The 14,612-nt window shown below is 41.0% G+C and carries 14 protein-coding genes; 1 reads left to right on the top strand and 13 read right to left on the bottom strand.

Features of this window, described 5'->3' with window-relative positions:
• Positions 1–46: 46 nt before the first annotated feature.
• From ACQ4KW_RS13800 to ACQ4KW_RS13825, 6 genes are all read right to left on the bottom strand, one after another.
• Entirely contained in the window at positions 47–736 is a 690-nt protein-coding gene (locus tag ACQ4KW_RS13800) for a response regulator transcription factor (protein WP_430883065.1), read from the bottom strand.
• 85 nt (positions 737–821) lie between these two features.
• Complete coding sequence (gene selB, locus ACQ4KW_RS13805; RefSeq protein WP_430883066.1) at positions 822–2,717, bottom strand: selenocysteine-specific translation elongation factor; 1,896 nt, start codon at positions 2,715–2,717, stop codon at positions 822–824.
• Positions 2,718–2,727: 10 nt separating this feature from the next.
• Positions 2,728–4,125, bottom strand: a complete 1,398-nt coding sequence (gene selA / locus ACQ4KW_RS13810; protein WP_430883067.1) for an L-seryl-tRNA(Sec) selenium transferase — start codon at positions 4,123–4,125, stop codon at positions 2,728–2,730.
• 258 nt (positions 4,126–4,383) lie between these two features.
• Positions 4,384–4,911 carry a GNAT family N-acetyltransferase gene (locus tag ACQ4KW_RS13815; protein ID WP_430883068.1) on the bottom strand — a complete coding sequence of 176 codons (528 nt, stop codon included), beginning with the start codon at positions 4,909–4,911 and terminating at the stop codon, positions 4,384–4,386.
• 33 nt (positions 4,912–4,944) lie between these two features.
• The gene (gene selD / locus ACQ4KW_RS13820; protein ID WP_430883069.1) at positions 4,945–5,988 is read right to left on the bottom strand and encodes a selenide, water dikinase SelD; all 1,044 of its coding nucleotides are present in this window, start codon (positions 5,986–5,988) and stop codon (positions 4,945–4,947) included.
• Between the two features lie 63 nt (positions 5,989–6,051).
• A complete protein-coding gene (locus ACQ4KW_RS13825) occupies positions 6,052–6,672 on the bottom strand; it encodes a helix-hairpin-helix domain-containing protein (protein ID WP_430883070.1) in 621 nt (206 codons plus the stop codon).
• A 271-nt stretch (positions 6,673–6,943) separates the two neighbouring features.
• Here ACQ4KW_RS13825 and ACQ4KW_RS13830 point away from each other — a divergent pair, with 271 nt between their 5' ends.
• Positions 6,944–8,377: a D-alanyl-D-alanine carboxypeptidase family protein gene (locus ACQ4KW_RS13830; RefSeq protein ID WP_430883071.1), complete on the top strand. Its 1,434-nt coding sequence runs from the start codon at positions 6,944–6,946 to the stop codon at positions 8,375–8,377.
• A gap of 104 nt (positions 8,378–8,481) precedes the next feature.
• On the opposite strand, the gene ACQ4KW_RS13835 is transcribed toward ACQ4KW_RS13830, so the two are convergent.
• The 7 genes from ACQ4KW_RS13835 to ACQ4KW_RS13865 form a co-directional block, all read right to left on the bottom strand.
• On the bottom strand, positions 8,482–8,859 hold the full coding sequence (locus tag ACQ4KW_RS13835) for a RidA family protein (protein WP_430883072.1): 378 nt from the start codon (positions 8,857–8,859) through the stop codon (positions 8,482–8,484).
• 175 nt (positions 8,860–9,034) lie between these two features.
• Positions 9,035–9,679: a helix-turn-helix transcriptional regulator gene (locus ACQ4KW_RS13840; RefSeq protein ID WP_430883073.1), complete on the bottom strand. Its 645-nt coding sequence runs from the start codon at positions 9,677–9,679 to the stop codon at positions 9,035–9,037.
• A 53-nt stretch (positions 9,680–9,732) separates the two neighbouring features.
• A complete protein-coding gene (gene leuS / locus ACQ4KW_RS13845; RefSeq protein ID WP_430883074.1) occupies positions 9,733–12,195 on the bottom strand; it encodes a leucine--tRNA ligase in 2,463 nt (820 codons plus the stop codon).
• A 511-nt stretch (positions 12,196–12,706) separates the two neighbouring features.
• Entirely contained in the window at positions 12,707–13,060 is a 354-nt protein-coding gene (gene rsfS / locus ACQ4KW_RS13850) for a ribosome silencing factor (RefSeq protein WP_430883075.1), read from the bottom strand.
• Between the two features lie 15 nt (positions 13,061–13,075).
• Entirely contained in the window at positions 13,076–13,642 is a 567-nt protein-coding gene (gene yqeK, locus ACQ4KW_RS13855) for a bis(5'-nucleosyl)-tetraphosphatase (symmetrical) YqeK (protein ID WP_430883076.1), read from the bottom strand.
• Positions 13,643–13,646: 4 nt separating this feature from the next.
• Positions 13,647–14,276 (bottom strand): nicotinate-nucleotide adenylyltransferase, encoded by a 630-nt coding sequence (gene nadD, locus ACQ4KW_RS13860; RefSeq protein WP_430883077.1) that lies wholly within the window; start codon positions 14,274–14,276, stop codon positions 13,647–13,649.
• A 16-nt stretch (positions 14,277–14,292) separates the two neighbouring features.
• Positions 14,293–14,589: a YhbY family RNA-binding protein gene (locus ACQ4KW_RS13865; RefSeq protein ID WP_430883078.1), complete on the bottom strand. Its 297-nt coding sequence runs from the start codon at positions 14,587–14,589 to the stop codon at positions 14,293–14,295.
• Positions 14,590–14,612 lie beyond the last annotated feature (23 nt).

Here is a 14,612-nt window from a genome sequence, read left to right on the forward strand (position 1 = left end):
TAACAAATAGGTGGAAACAAGTTTCCACCTAATGCTTATAAACCACTTACTTGTGTTTAAAATAGTAACCAACTCCCCATTTGGTTAGAATGTATTCTGGCTGGGAAGAGTTCTTTTCGATCTTTTCACGTAGTCTACGAATGTGAACATCCACAGTACGAACATCACCAAAGTATTCGTAGCCCCAGATTGTTTCAAGGAGTTCCTCTCTTGAGAAGACCTTGTCTCTATTCATAACCAAAAGCAGTAAGAGATCAAACTCTTTTGCTGTCAGGTTAACATCACGACCATTTACAGTGACCTTACGACCCAAAGTGTTGATAGAGAAGTCACCCACATTGATAACACTTGTTGCCGTTTGCTTCTCATTGACTTGAACACGACGTAATATAGCCTTGATTCTTGCCTTAAGCTCAAGAATATTAAACGGCTTAGTTAAATAGTCATCAGCACCGTATTCCAGACCGAGGACCTTACTTGAGTCGTCCCCTTTTGCAGTCAGAATAATGATTGGAACCATTGATGATTCTCTTACCTTTTTGCACACTTCTAGGCCATCAATTTCTGGGAGCATTAAATCTAATACAACAAGTTCATAACTATTGTTCATGATTTTTTCAAATGCTTCATTGCCATCTACGGCAGTTTCAACGTTGTAACCATCTTGTTCAAGGCTAAATTTTAGTCCCTTAAGCAGAATCGGCTCATCGTCAACAATTAGAATTTTTTCAGACATTATTCCACCATCCTCATTTGGTTTTAAACTTTCAGTATGTGTTATTCCATATGAATACAAGTAACTCTTTCGACAAACCTATCATCTATCGAAGGACTCTATAATCTTCCTGGCGTTTTGTTAGCTTATCAGAATCAAAATATTCCAGAAGCGCAACTGCATTCTTCCGAGAAGTTCCCACAAGATCCCTAAACTCTGCCAGATTTATTTTACCGTGTTCTTCAAGATAAGATACTAATTTATCTTTTGAATCACGGAAAGCGTCTCCATCCATCCATATTTTTTCAGTTAAACGCACAAGTTTCTCAGTGGCAAATAGAACTTCAAGAAGGTCTCTGTCTTTTTTGCCAATGCCCAGCTTTGTTTCAGCTTCACTGACAGCTGGTGGTTTTGTGCCGTGCTCTTTAAAATAGTTCGTAATCTTTTCCATCTTTTCCTGTTGTTTTGGATTCAGTTTAATCTCAAAACTCTGAAGGGCTGCCATGGCACCAACAATGCGGAGGTGGCCATTGTCCTTCATTCTATCAAAGATCACATCAGCTAATTTATTCTTTACCCCATCGAGTATCTTATTACGCAGTTCTTCTTTTGGCATGCCTGGCTTAAGTGGATTTTTATCATGGTAGGCTTTGAGAACTTCAATCATATTCGTCTCAACCTTATCAAGATAAGATCTGTGAACCCACTGTCCTGACTCAAATTTAAAGGCTAGATCTTCTTCGAGCATTTCATTTAAATGCTTCATAACAAGGTCTGATGCCAAGCCTGATTGACCTGCAATGTCTTCTGCCACAGGGTATTGAGGACTCAATTTCAATAGGTTTCCATCAACAATCTGCTTAGGGTCCCCCTCAAGTTTCATCATTAAGTCATCAAGGACTTCATCCTTAAAACGTTTATGCTTGACCGCATTTGGATCAAGTATTTTACCCCCACCCACTGTTATAAGTGGTGAATAAAGTCTTACAACAAATCTATCATCATATTTACAAGCCGTATAGTCTTCCAGTCTTAGCTGTGCCAGGCATGAATCGCCCGGCAGTAGTTCTTCTCTGTCAAGGAGAACAATGCGACACAAGACCTCTTTTGTACCTTGATAAAGCCTCAGCCTTGTCCAGTTGGAAAGAGGCTTTGGAGCTGATTTTAACAGGCTGAAATCCACATCTAGCATCATGGTTGATTTCATTGTGTCCTCTTTTGCAAGAACATCGCCCCTATGGAGATGATTCTTATCAATACCCGTTAAGTTAAGAGCCACACGCTGACCTGCATATGCCACTTCAACATCTTCATTATGGTTTTGAATTTTTCTAATCCGGACCTCATGGTCACTTGGATAAACTGTCAGAATGTCATTTTGACTGATCTTACCCTCAACAAGCGTTCCCGTAATAACCGTTCCCACACCTTGTAGAGAAAACACGCGGTCAATGGGAAGACGGGCTGGAATATGTTCTGGTTTATCTTCGACATCTTTTGCCATTTCATCAATGGCCTCCACAAGTTTGTCCAGCCCAGCCCCTGTAATAGATGAAACAGGAATCATGGGTTGGTCCTCAAGGAATGTTCCTACCAGATGTTCCTTAACATCTTCTTGAACAAGTTCAATCATTTCTTCATCAACCAGGTCACTCTTGGTTAAAACCACAATGCCCCGCTTGACTTCAAGCATATTTAAAATATCAAGATGCTCCTGGGTTTGAGGCATAACCCCTTCTTCTGCTGAAACAACAAGAAGAACCAGGTCTATACCACTTACACCAGCTAACATGTTACGAATAAATTTTTCGTGGCCTGGCACGTCCACAATTCCCGCACGCTTTTGGCTTGGAAGATCAAAGAAGGCAAATCCCAGGTCTATGGTAATGCCACGTTTTCTCTCTTCTTCCCACCTGTCAGGTTCAATACCTGTCAGACGTCTTATGAGCGCACTTTTACCGTGGTCAATGTGACCAGCTGTTCCTATAACTATATTTGTCACGCTAGACCCCCTATTCTAAAGACGACAAGGCCTTTGCTACATACTCGAATTCACTTTCCATAATGGTTCTAGGATCAAAGAGCACATTATCATCTTCAACCCGTGCTATAACAGGCATTTGATATTCTCTTAGTCCATTTATAATTTTATTGGCTGACAACTTGTCATGGGTTACAGAAACAAGATATGTTGGCAGCTTTTCAAGTGGCATGGAACCACCGCCCACTTCTGATGCCCCTTTTACTATTTCCACATTAAATGACTTGGCCTGCTGTGAAATCATGTCCCTTAGGCAATCAGCCTTTGGTTTAATGTCCTCAGCTTGCATTGTCAGCATTTTTAGTGATGGGATCATCTGTGTGGCTCTATCTTCATCCCTATAAAGTTTGAGGGTGCCTTCTAAAACACAAAGTGTCATTTTGTCCACTCGAAGGGCTCTTGTTAAATGGTTGGCTTTCATTTCTTCAATATACTGCTTCTTGCCAACAATAATACCAGCTTGAGGCCCACCAAGCATTTTATCTCCACTAAAAGTCACCACGTCTGCACCCGCCGCAATGGCTTCCTGAACAGTTGGTTCCTTTGAAAGCCCATACCTTGAAAAATCAATAAGCGAACCGCTGCCAATATCCTCAACAAGCGGTATGCCATGCGCACTTGCTAGAGGGGCAAGTTCTTCCACTGACACTTCTTGAGTAAAGCCCATTATTCTATAATTGCTGGTATGAACCTTTAATAGAACACCTGTGTCTTCCGTAATGGCTTTTTCATAATCACGAAGATGGGTCTTGTTTGTCGTTCCTATTTCCACGAGCTTTGCACCTGAAAAGCGCATAACTTCAGGAATTCTGAAAGACCCTCCAATTTCAACGAGCTGACCACGAGACACAACAGCCTCTTTTCCTTCACTCAGGGTGCTTAATACAAGCATTACCGCTGCAGCATTGTTATTGACCACAAGGGCTGCTTCAGCACCTGTGAGCTCACAGATAATATCTTCCACATGGCTGTATCTCGATCCACGCTTGCCGTTATCCGTATCGAACTCAAGAGTGGAGTAATGACTGGCAATGTCTCCAAGGTGGTCATTGAGTTCTTTTGCGATAAGCGACCGGCCCAAGTTGGTGTGTAATACAACACCTGTTGCATTAACGACACGTCTTAGATGAAAGGCTTCTTTAGCGCAAGACAGCTCAAGAACACTTTGGATAATGCTTTGCTTATTAACGTTAAAATCTGCCGCTTCTTCTGGTGTCAGAGCGACAATGTTTTTTCTCACTTGATCAATGCTTTCTCGAATACTGTCAACAACTACAGGTCTTGACACATCTTCAAGAAGCTTTTTTATCTCAGCGCTTTCAAGGAGTTCATCCACCTTGGGCAATTGAGCGAATAGAGCTTTCTTCATATTGATTACTCCTATCGTTTTATTAATATATTTTTAATACGTTACAAATTACAAATGAAACATTTAAAGTAACTTTATGATAACGTCTTCCTATCTATAATTCCGAAGTTATTATAACATATTTCAATAGATATGAAGGCTTTACCTGCCTTTTTATAGGTCTTTATGACAAAAACGAAAAGAAAACCCACTGATTTGATGGTTCAATCGCAATTCGTCAGAATATTGATTCGCAAATAGTGGGTCATTTGTTACATTTTAGTCGATATTCTTTCCCATGGCATAGACATCAGCAAAGCGTTCTCGTCCATCAGGGTCTATAAATCTAAATTGTCTGTGTATAGTGCCTTCCATTTCGTAGCCCAAGCCTTCATATAAACTTACAGCTCGCTCATTGTCTGTTCGAACCCTAAGATGAAGTCTTCTTATTACACCTGACTCATAAGCAAACGCTTCTGCTTTTTCCATCATATGCTTGCCTATACCTCTTCCCCAGTAAGCCCTTCTTACGGTTATTCCCACTTCAGAAAAGTGATGAACTCGAGGTCTATGCATGCCCGTTAAAGTAAGAACTGATACGAGTTCTCTACCTATAAAACCAAGCAACATAACGGCGTTGTCTGCTACACTTAATTTTTCTATAAAGGCAAGTTCCTGATCATAGGTGACATCCAGTTGACCCACGCCATAAGTCAGGTTGTCTGATTCGCTTGCAACAGCATTGGAGTGATCCAGTACAGCCTGTGCATCCGCCGGAGTTGCCCTGCGTATAATTAGTTCTTCCACATCAGCCTCCAAATAAAATGCTTTTGTTCGCAACTATTTAAAGTATATAGCGAATTCTTTTTTCTCTTGAACATGGCCAATATGAGCAAATGCTGTTTCTGTATTCGCTTCTAGATCTTTTAACATGCCATCTAAATCATCTGGATGAACAGCAATTAGAAGCCCACCAGACGTTTGCGGATCATATAGAACATCTTGCATTTCCTCACTGATGGTTTCCTCCATATGGATCTTGTGTCCAGAGTAAGCCTTGTTTCTGTAGGCCCCTGCAGGAACAAGGCCCATAGCGGCATTTTCAAAAACACCATCCATGACAGGGATCATGGATGTATCCATTTCAATAGTTACATCGCTGCCTTCAGCCATTTCAAGAGCGTGGCCAGCCAGACCAAACCCGGTAATATCTGTACATGCAGACACATTGTATTTCTTCATAACATCCGCAGGATACTTATTCAAATAGGCCATAACACGCATGGCTTCATTCACCTGCTCGTCATCAAGGAGTTCTGCCTTAATAGCCGTATTTAGAATACCCACTCCTACTGGCTTTGTAATGACCAGGGCATCCCCTATTCGAGCTTTGGCATTGGCAAGCACCCTATCAGGATGCACCATTCCTGTTACAGACAGGCCATATTTGGGCTCATTGTCTTCTATTGTATGTCCACCAACAAGTAGTGCACCAGCTTCTTTTACCTTATCTGCACCACCTTTTAGGATTTCACCAAGTATGCTCATATCGAGACAAGTGGGAAAACCAACGATGTTTAGTGCAATGGTTGGGTCTCCCCCCATTGCATAGACATCACTCAGTGAATTGGCTGCTGCGATTTGTCCAAACATATATGGATCATCCACAATGGGTGTGAAGAAATCCAGGGTCTGAATAATGGCTTGTTCATCATTTATTTTGTATACAGCCGCATCATCTGATGTGTCTAGACCAACGATGAGCCGATCACTTTCAAATTTCGGTAGCTGTCGCAGAACCTGCGACAAGTCCTCAGGACCTATTTTAGCCGCTCAACCAGAGCTTTGAGTCAGTTCGGTTAAACGAATTTGTTTATCACTCATAATTCCACCTCCAGAGATTGCCATATGGCATGTTATTTCGGGTGTCCAATCTTCACTATACCACTATTTTTTATTGGACTCAAACACCTCTTTTATGGATGCCAGTTTTTTCTCTCCGATCCCCTTCACTGCGATCAAATCGTCTACAGAATGAAAGGGCCCGTTTTCCTTTTTATGATCCAAAATGCGTCCGGCCATCTGCTCTCCGATCCCGTTTATCTCCATGAGTCTTTCTGCATCTGCTTCGTTTAGATCTTGTAGAGTCCACTGGCCAATTGGATTGGGCTCGGAAGACTTTGGAGCTTCACCAATTTTATAAATCACAATTTTCTGAGTGTCATATACCATCTGAGCGAGATTTATACTGGATGTATCTGCTTGGTCAGTCAGTCCACCAGCCATCTTTACAGCATCTGTAAGTCGACTTCCCCTCGGGAGTTCATAAACACCTGACTCATTGACCGCGCCTGTGACATGGACCATAATCATATCTTCCGCCTCATCTATACCTGTCTCTTCTCCACCAACTCGGTCCTCTGGCATGCTGTCTACACTTGTTTTATTCAGGACAGTGTCTTGATCATTTGACAGATAGTGGTCAGTCAGCTTAATTCCCAGTGCTAAAATGAGCACCACTGCCAATATGCTCAACTCAATGATTCTACCTTTTCTTCTCCCTTGCATAAGTCACCTCATTACGACTGAATTCTTCTACACATTTAAACTTCTCTTCTTCATTTCTATTATATGGAATTTTGTCCAAACTTTAAAGAATATTTTTTTTGGGATCTGTAAAGATGGTTTTGCCAATGGGGGGATTAGTAAATGAAATAAGGTCATAAAAGGGTTAATAAAATGTTACAAATTGGCTAAAATACTCATTTCTACGATATTTAAATGATATGCCCTTAAAGCTGTGGTAAAATATGATTATCTGTGACTTGAGGTGATGACAATGAAGAAACGTTTTTATGTAAATTTACTACTTATGCTGTTGTTGATGCAAAGCTTCCTACCAAGTTTTGCTGAACCATATAGTTTAACATCAAATGATATTGTGGCTGAAGCTGCCCTGCTCATGGACCAGGAATCTGGTCAAATTCTCTTTCAAAAGAACATGAATAAGGTCATGTATCCAGCCAGTATAACAAAAATTATGACTGCCATTTTGATTATTGAAGACCTTGATTTAGATGACACTGTTGTTATTGATGCAGAGTCCCCATTTACGGAAGGCAATCGCATATACGTCATAGAAAATGAAATTTTCACTGTTGGACAGCTTTTATACGCAACCATGATAGAATCTGCCAATGATGCTGCAGTGGCTCTTGCCAAGTACCACTCTGGAAGTGTCGAGGCCTTTGCACAAAAAATGAACGAACGCGCCAAGGAACTCGGTGCCATGAACACAAATTTTGTGAATCCGAATGGTCTCCCCCACGATGAACATGTGACAACGGCTTATGACATGGCCCTTATTGGAAAATATGCAATGACACTCCCTAAGCTCAGGGAAATCGTCAGTACGGTCAAATATCAAATTCCACCAACCAATAAACAATCGGAAACCAGATACATGACCAACTCCAATCGTTTTCTGTATGGGACTGGCAGCCGAAATCAAATTAACTACAATGGCAATCTAATCAATATTAAATACGACGCCGTTAAAGGCATTAAAACAGGTTACACCATTGCCGCAGGTCAAACCTTTGTGGCCTACGGTGAAAAAGATGGCAAAAAGCTCATCAGTGTTATTCTCAAATCAGAAGGAAAAAATCTCTATGTGGACACACGAAGATTGCTTGACTACGGATTTGATAACTTTGAAAGAAAAGAGCTCATGATCGCTGGAGAAAAAGTTGAAGAAATTAACTTTGAAGATGAGAAAAATACAAAACTGCCCCTGGTAACGCGTGACGCTCTTGTTGCCTATTTACCGCTTGGGGTATCGGTCAGCGACTTATCAAAAGAAGTCCAGCTGGAACCTGACATTACCTTGCCAGTCAAGGCAGGACAAGTTCTCGGATTCATACAGTATTCTTATGGAGAGCTAATCATCTCAAGTTCTGAACTCATAGCCCCCGGCTTTGTCAGTGATAAGGCCTTGCTAGATGATGACATTAAACTTTTTGAAGAAGATACAGACAATTTTCTGGAAAATACGGACTGGGTATCTTTTTCCATACGTGCAGGCATAGTCTTTATAATATGGCGTATGATTATGACTTTCTATAATCTACAAAGGCGAAAATATGCCCTACGCATGAAGCAAGAAGAGGAAAAGAGCAAAAGTCGATCTGGACGCACTGCAGGGGGAAATACCAGAGTCTCTGCAAGAAGAACCACTCAAAGCGAAAAAGGCGACTCGCCTAATAAAAGATAACCATCTTCAATGAAAAATTCCTATTAAAAGATTTAAATATAACGAAAAAAGTCAGTGCTCAAAGCACTGACTTTTTCTATGGCGTTTTGCATAAACTTAATTTATTAACCCTTGTAACCGATCATTTGAATTTCAATATCTGCATCAAGTGGTAGACGTGCTACTTCAACGGCTGCACGTGCCGGCTTGTGTGCACTGAAAAATTCAGCATACACTTCATTAACCTTTGCAAAATCATTCATGTCATCAAGGAAAATTTCAACCTTCACAACTTGCTCTAGACCACAGCCCGCTTCTTCAAGAATGGCTTTACAGTTATTCAGTGACTGACGTGCAGCCGCTTGAATATCACCCTTCACCATTTCTTTTGTTTCAGGGTTGATTGGAAGTTGACCAGACACATAAATAAAAGGACCGGCTTCCATACCTTGTACGTATGGACCAACTGCCGCAGGGGCATTTGTAGTGTTCACTGCTTTCATGCTATTCCCTCCTAGATAATATATGGCGATTTGCTAAACATAGTCGTCCTGTCACCACCACACCAAATATAGAAGGCTGATTCATACGTCTATATATATGGTATGGCGGTGACTGGAATCATTAGCTTACAACCGCCTGATATAAATTGTTATAACCATCCTATCAATATCGTTCTTACTTTTCCACTCTGATTTCATCTAGATAATTGTAAATTGTATATCTTGAAACGCAAAGTACTTTAGCGACATAATCTATTGCACCCTTAATAAGGAATGCGCCTTGACTGTCCAGCTTATTAACAATTTGTACTTTTTCATCTTTCGTTAAGTAGGCCACTGGCTTTCCAACGCTTTCAATTGTCACTTGAACAAGGTCTGTCAATACATCATTCACTGTATTGACGTTTTCTGAAGCCTTGTCTTCGACATTGAGTGCAACTTGCATCATATCATTAAGAACATTTCTAGCAACTACCAGCTCAGACATGTCGAAGTTGATACAGAAGCATCCAATGGTTTCCCCTTCATCATCCTTAATAAAAAAGGTTGATGATTTCAAAGATCGGCCATCTGCACTTTTTCCTGTATAGTTTATAATATCTTTATCCGTATCGCCATTGCTCACTTTCTTTATAGAAAGTTCCGTCATAGGCGAACCGACATTTCTGCCCGTTACTTGACCATTTGCTATGGCAATAATTGAATTCGGCGCCAGTGAAAAATCATGTAGCACGACTTCACAGTTCTTTCCGAATGTCATACCAATACCTTCAACCATAGGTTTGTAACGTTCCAGAATAGGATTTGTTTTCTTCGACATCTTGAGCCCCTTTCTCATCTGGAACCTTGCATGCTTGCTAGATTCCCATTCTCCTATTTCGCTACCACATTGATCAGCTTGCCCGGTACTGTGATAACCTTGATAATTTTCTTACCTTCAGTCATGCTCTTTATCTTTTCACTTTCAAGAGCCAGCTTCTCAAGTTCATCTCTTGTAGCATCTTTGCTTACAACAACTTTGTCTCTAACCTTACCATTAATCTGTAGAACTATTTCTATCTCGTCCAGTACAAGCGCTTTTTCATCCCACTTAGGATAACGCTGAATATGAACGGAGTCCTCTTTACCAATAGCTGTCCAAAGTTCTTCAGTGAAGTGTGGGCCAAATGGCGCAAGGATCACCAGAAGGTCTTCTACCAGCTTTTTAACCAGTGGCTTGTTATATGTGTCTACCTTGTCTTTGTAACGGTAGGCATCGTTTACAAGCTCCATAACAGCTGAGATTGCCGTGTTGAAATTAAAGCGACCTGTAATGTCCTCATGGACCTTCTTAGCCGTCTTATTAATCATGAAGTTCAGGTGCTTGTCTTCTTTTGACTCAATAACAATGTCCCCTTCACCCATATGATCTTTCAGTTCGTTCACCAGTCTCCATACACGGTTGATGAATCTAAACGCACCTTCCACACCATCATCTGACCATTCTAGGTCTTTTTCAGGTGGTGCAGCAAATAGGATAAACAGGCGGGCTGTATCAGCACCGTATTTCTTAATGATCACATCAGGGCTTACAACGTTGCCCTTGGACTTGGACATTTTTGCTCCGTCTTTAAGAACCATCCCCTGTGTCAATAGGTTGTTAAATGGTTCGTTTACTGGAGAAATGCCTTGATCGTACATAACTTTTGTATAGAAACGAGCGTATAGAAGGTGTAGAATCGCGTGTTCTACGCCACCGATGTACTGGTCAACACCCATCCAGTATGCCGCTTTGTCTTTGTCGAATATTTTTTCTGAGTTGTTTGCATCTGTATAGCGTAGGAAGTACCATGAAGAGTCAACAAAGGTATCCATTGTATCCACTTCGCGCTTGCCTTCTTTGCCACACTTAGGACACTTAGCGTGTTTAAAAGATTCACTTGTCGTAAGTGGAGACTCACCTTCACCCTTAAACTCAACGTCCGTAGGAAGAACTACTGGAAGCTCTGAATCTGGCACTGGAACATATCCGCAGTCAGGACACTCAATGATTGGAATTGGTGTGCCCCAATATCTCTGGCGAGAAATCAACCAGTCTCTTAGACGGAAGTTGACTGTTTTCTTTCCAAGACCTTTTTCATCCATCCACTCAATAATTTTAGCTTGACCTGCCTGGTATTCCATGCCATCAAAGTCACCAGAGTTGATCATGACACCAGGACCTGTGTATGCTTCTTTAAGGTTTTCAACGTCAATGCTATCGTCTTCCGGCTTGATAACAGGGATGATGTCGATGCCGTATTTTGTAGCGAACTCAAAATCTCGCTCATCGTGAGCTGGAACCGCCATGATAGCCCCTGTGCCATAATCCATCATGACATAGTTGGCCACATAAATTGGAGTCTTGCGACCATTCAGTGGATTCACTGCGTAACGTCCGGTGAAGAGACCTTCCTTTTCAACGTCTGTCGCTGTTCTCTCCACTTCAGACATATGCTGAAGCTTCATTTGGAATGCCTTAACATCCGCTTCGTACTCTGTGCCTTTTACAAGCTCTTCAACCATAGGATGTTCAGGTGCCATAACCATAAAAGTTGCACCAAACAGAGTGTCTGGACGCGTTGTAAATATATCTAGACCTTGGTCTGTTCCCTCAATTTCAAAGACAACTTCAGCACCGACACTTTTACCAATCCAGTTTGCCTGCATTGTTTTAACCTTGTCAGGCCATCCATCAAGAGTATCAATGTCCTGAAGCAGACGGTCAGCATAATCAGTGATTTTTAGATACCACTGGCTTAGTTTCTTTTTAACAACTGTTGAATCACAACGTTCACATGCTCCGCTTACAACCTGCTCGTTGGCAAGAACTGTTTCACAGCTTGGGCACCAGTTTACAGGTGAGTTCTTTTTATATGCTAAGCCAGCATTAAAGAACTGGATAAAGAGCCACTGAGTCCACTTGTAGTAATCTTCCTTACATGTTGCCACTTCTCTATCCCAGTCATAGCTTAGTCCAAGACGCTTAAGTTGACGCTTCATTTCAGCGATGTTGTCTGTCGTCCAAGGATCCGGGTGAATTTGGTGGGCAATGGCAGCGTTCTCTGCTGGAAGACCGAAAGCATCCCAACCGATTGGATGAAGTACATTGTAACCATCCATTTTTTTAAATCTAGCTATAACATCACCAATTGAGTAATTTCTAACATGACCCATGTGAAGCTTGCCTGATGGATATGGGAACATTTCCAGACAATAATATTTAGGTTTTGATTCATCTACATCAACATGGAACTCTTTTGTATCGTCCCACATTTTCTGCCATTTTGCTTCAATAGCTGAAAAATCATATTGCATGTTTAGTCTCTCCTTTGATAAGTAAAAATATGCGAATCGCTCTATTTGTACCACGTGTACAATCCCTATACAGTTCCTGTCCTAGGTTTGTTTTTACCTCTTTTACCTGTCAGTAACCGTATTTTTCAAAAAACAAAAAAGAGTCGTCCTCGCGGTATCCGTCCATAGGGACGAATAAATCGCGGTACCACCCTACTTGATCATGAAAATCATGATCCTCTCTATGAGCGCTTTAACGGTTGCCAACCGACAAGCATATACATTTAAGCGCAGAATGCCATCTGCCTTTTATGCTATAAGACAAGTTCAAGTGTCGTGACATCCGGTTTTCACCACCCACCGGCTCTCTTTTTCCAGTTGTTCTAACTTAAAACTCTAGGAATTTAAATAAGAAAAACTGAAAGTTTGTTCGGTTCACTTTACTACTTCTTTGCTTGTGAATATACATATATTTTGAAGCGGTCAGAAGACCGCTTCAAAACAATTTGTTTAAATCATTGTAATTGGAAAATTAAAATGTGTCAATATTCAATTCCAATTTTTCTGCATCGCTCCAAATTCTCTCGATGTCATAGAATTCGCGCTCAGCTTTCGTAAAGACGTGAACAATAATATCCAGACAGTCTATTAGAATCCAGTTGCCTCCACGCTTGCCTTCCTTGTGGCTCATTTCCAAACCACGCTCACGAAGTTCTTCTACAACGCCATCAGCAATGGCATTGACATGAGTATTGGATGTGCCCGTTGCAATTACAAAATAATCTGCAATGCTGCTTAGATGTCTTACATCTAAAATTTGAATGTCGTGACCTTTTTTATCATCGATCAGACCTGCTATCTCCAGTGCTATTTCTTTTACGTTCAAAAGATCACCTCATCTTTATTCTTTTGTTATGAGTTCATTCCAAAGTTCAATTGTATTATAGTGAAGCGCATGACCTTTTTTCACCACAAACTGAATGGCATCTGAAATAGATTTTTTCAGTGCCCCATCAAGATCTTTTTCTGCCAGTTTTCTAAGTCTCTCAACACCTGGATAATCACGACCTGGCTCTATGGCATCAGCAATGTATATTATTTTTTCAAGCTGGCTCATACCAAGACGACCGTAAGTATGATAACGAATGGCATTCAAAATATCTTCGTCACATATATCAAGATCCTTGCAAACAAGCTCTGCACCAACCTCTCCATGCAAGAGAGACACAGAGTTTTTTGTCACTTCATCAAGACCAATACCAAATTCTTTTGCATACTCAAGAAGTTCATCCCGTCTCAAGTGTTTGCCATAGTCGTGGAGAAGAGCCGCGAGAGCTGCAGACTTTTCATCCACTCCATGAATTTTCGCCAGCTTAACCGCTGTGTTGACGACGCCCTTTGTGTGCAAAAATCGTGATTTTTTCAGTCTTTTTTCCATGATTTTCTCAAGCTTGTCATATTGAGACATACAATCATCCATTCTTATATAAGTTTTTTTCATAGATGTACTGTTCGACTGGTTCAGGCAAGAGGTACTTAATACTCTGATTCTCCCGAATCCTTTGCCGTATATCCGTTGATGATATTGCAAGAGCTGGCACCGTTGTGATGCTAATGTCTGCACCGTAATTCACTTTTAACTCATCAATTTTCTCAATCATTTTTGATGTGTCTATTCCTGGTCGTGTGGCACCAATGAATTTGCATATCCCCAGAAGCTCCTTGAAATTTTTCCATGTTTCCAACTCAATGATGGCGTCCGCCCCAGTGATGAAGTATAGGGTGTCATCCTTATCCAACTTTTCCTTGAGCTTTTTGACCGTATTGATTGTATATGAAACTGTCTCTGAATCAATTTCAATTCTTGAAACAGAAAATCCTGGGTTGTTCATTGTTGCTAGAACCGTCATTTCATAACGGTCCATTTTATCGGTCATGTATCCTGCCGCTTTATGGGGTGCACTTCCTACGGGAATAAAATACACCTTATCTAAATGAAACTGTGTTCTGATTTGTTCTGCAAGCATAAGATGTCCGTAATGAATTGGATCAAATGAACCACCCATTATTCCAAAACGACACCCGCCTTCACATTTAATCAAGACATCCGCCTCCTGATTATTTTTTAGGGAGTTCTATCTTTGGATCTTCCGTTGCACGGCGGTAAATGACAAACTTATTGCCAATCGCCTGTACAAATTCTGCCTTTGTTCTCTTAGCAACCTTGTTCCCGGCTTCTTTTGAACCCATCAGGCTTGCATCAAGCACATTGACCTTTACAAGTTCATGAGATTCTAAAAGCGCGTCCATTTGAGTTAAAAAAGCCTCAGAAATGCCGTCTTTACCCAGTTGAGCCAGAGGCTTTTTCTTATTGGCAATGCCTTTTAAATAACTTCTTTGTTTTGCTGTAATCATAAATTCACCTATATCCTAATCTG

The sequence above is a fragment of the Tianxiuia mixotrophica genome (assembly GCF_050596425.1).
Lineage (GTDB): Bacteria > Bacillota > Clostridia > Peptostreptococcales > Acidaminobacteraceae.

Bases quoted from the DNA above. Each gene is read 5' to 3' on its own strand.
- selA (WP_430883067.1), bottom strand. From the start codon at position 4,125: ATGAAGAAAGCTCTATTCGCTCAATTGCCCAAGGTGGATGAACTCCTT.
- leuS (WP_430883074.1), bottom strand. From the start codon at position 12,195: ATGCAATATGATTTTTCAGCTATTGAAGCAAAATGGCAGAAAATGTGG.
- ACQ4KW_RS13800 (WP_430883065.1), bottom strand. From the start codon at position 736: ATGTCTGAAAAAATTCTAATTGTTGACGATGAGCCGATTCTGCTTAAG.
- yqeK (WP_430883076.1), bottom strand. From the start codon at position 13,642: ATGTCTCAATATGACAAGCTTGAGAAAATCATGGAAAAAAGACTGAAA.
- ACQ4KW_RS13825 (WP_430883070.1), bottom strand. From the start codon at position 6,672: ATGCAAGGGAGAAGAAAAGGTAGAATCATTGAGTTGAGCATATTGGCA.
- ACQ4KW_RS13865 (WP_430883078.1), bottom strand. From the start codon at position 14,589: ATGATTACAGCAAAACAAAGAAGTTATTTAAAAGGCATTGCCAATAAG.
- ACQ4KW_RS13840 (WP_430883073.1), bottom strand. From the start codon at position 9,679: ATGTCGAAGAAAACAAATCCTATTCTGGAACGTTACAAACCTATGGTT.
- ACQ4KW_RS13835 (WP_430883072.1), bottom strand. From the start codon at position 8,859: ATGAAAGCAGTGAACACTACAAATGCCCCTGCGGCAGTTGGTCCATAC.
- ACQ4KW_RS13830 (WP_430883071.1), top strand. From the start codon at position 6,944: ATGAAGAAACGTTTTTATGTAAATTTACTACTTATGCTGTTGTTGATG.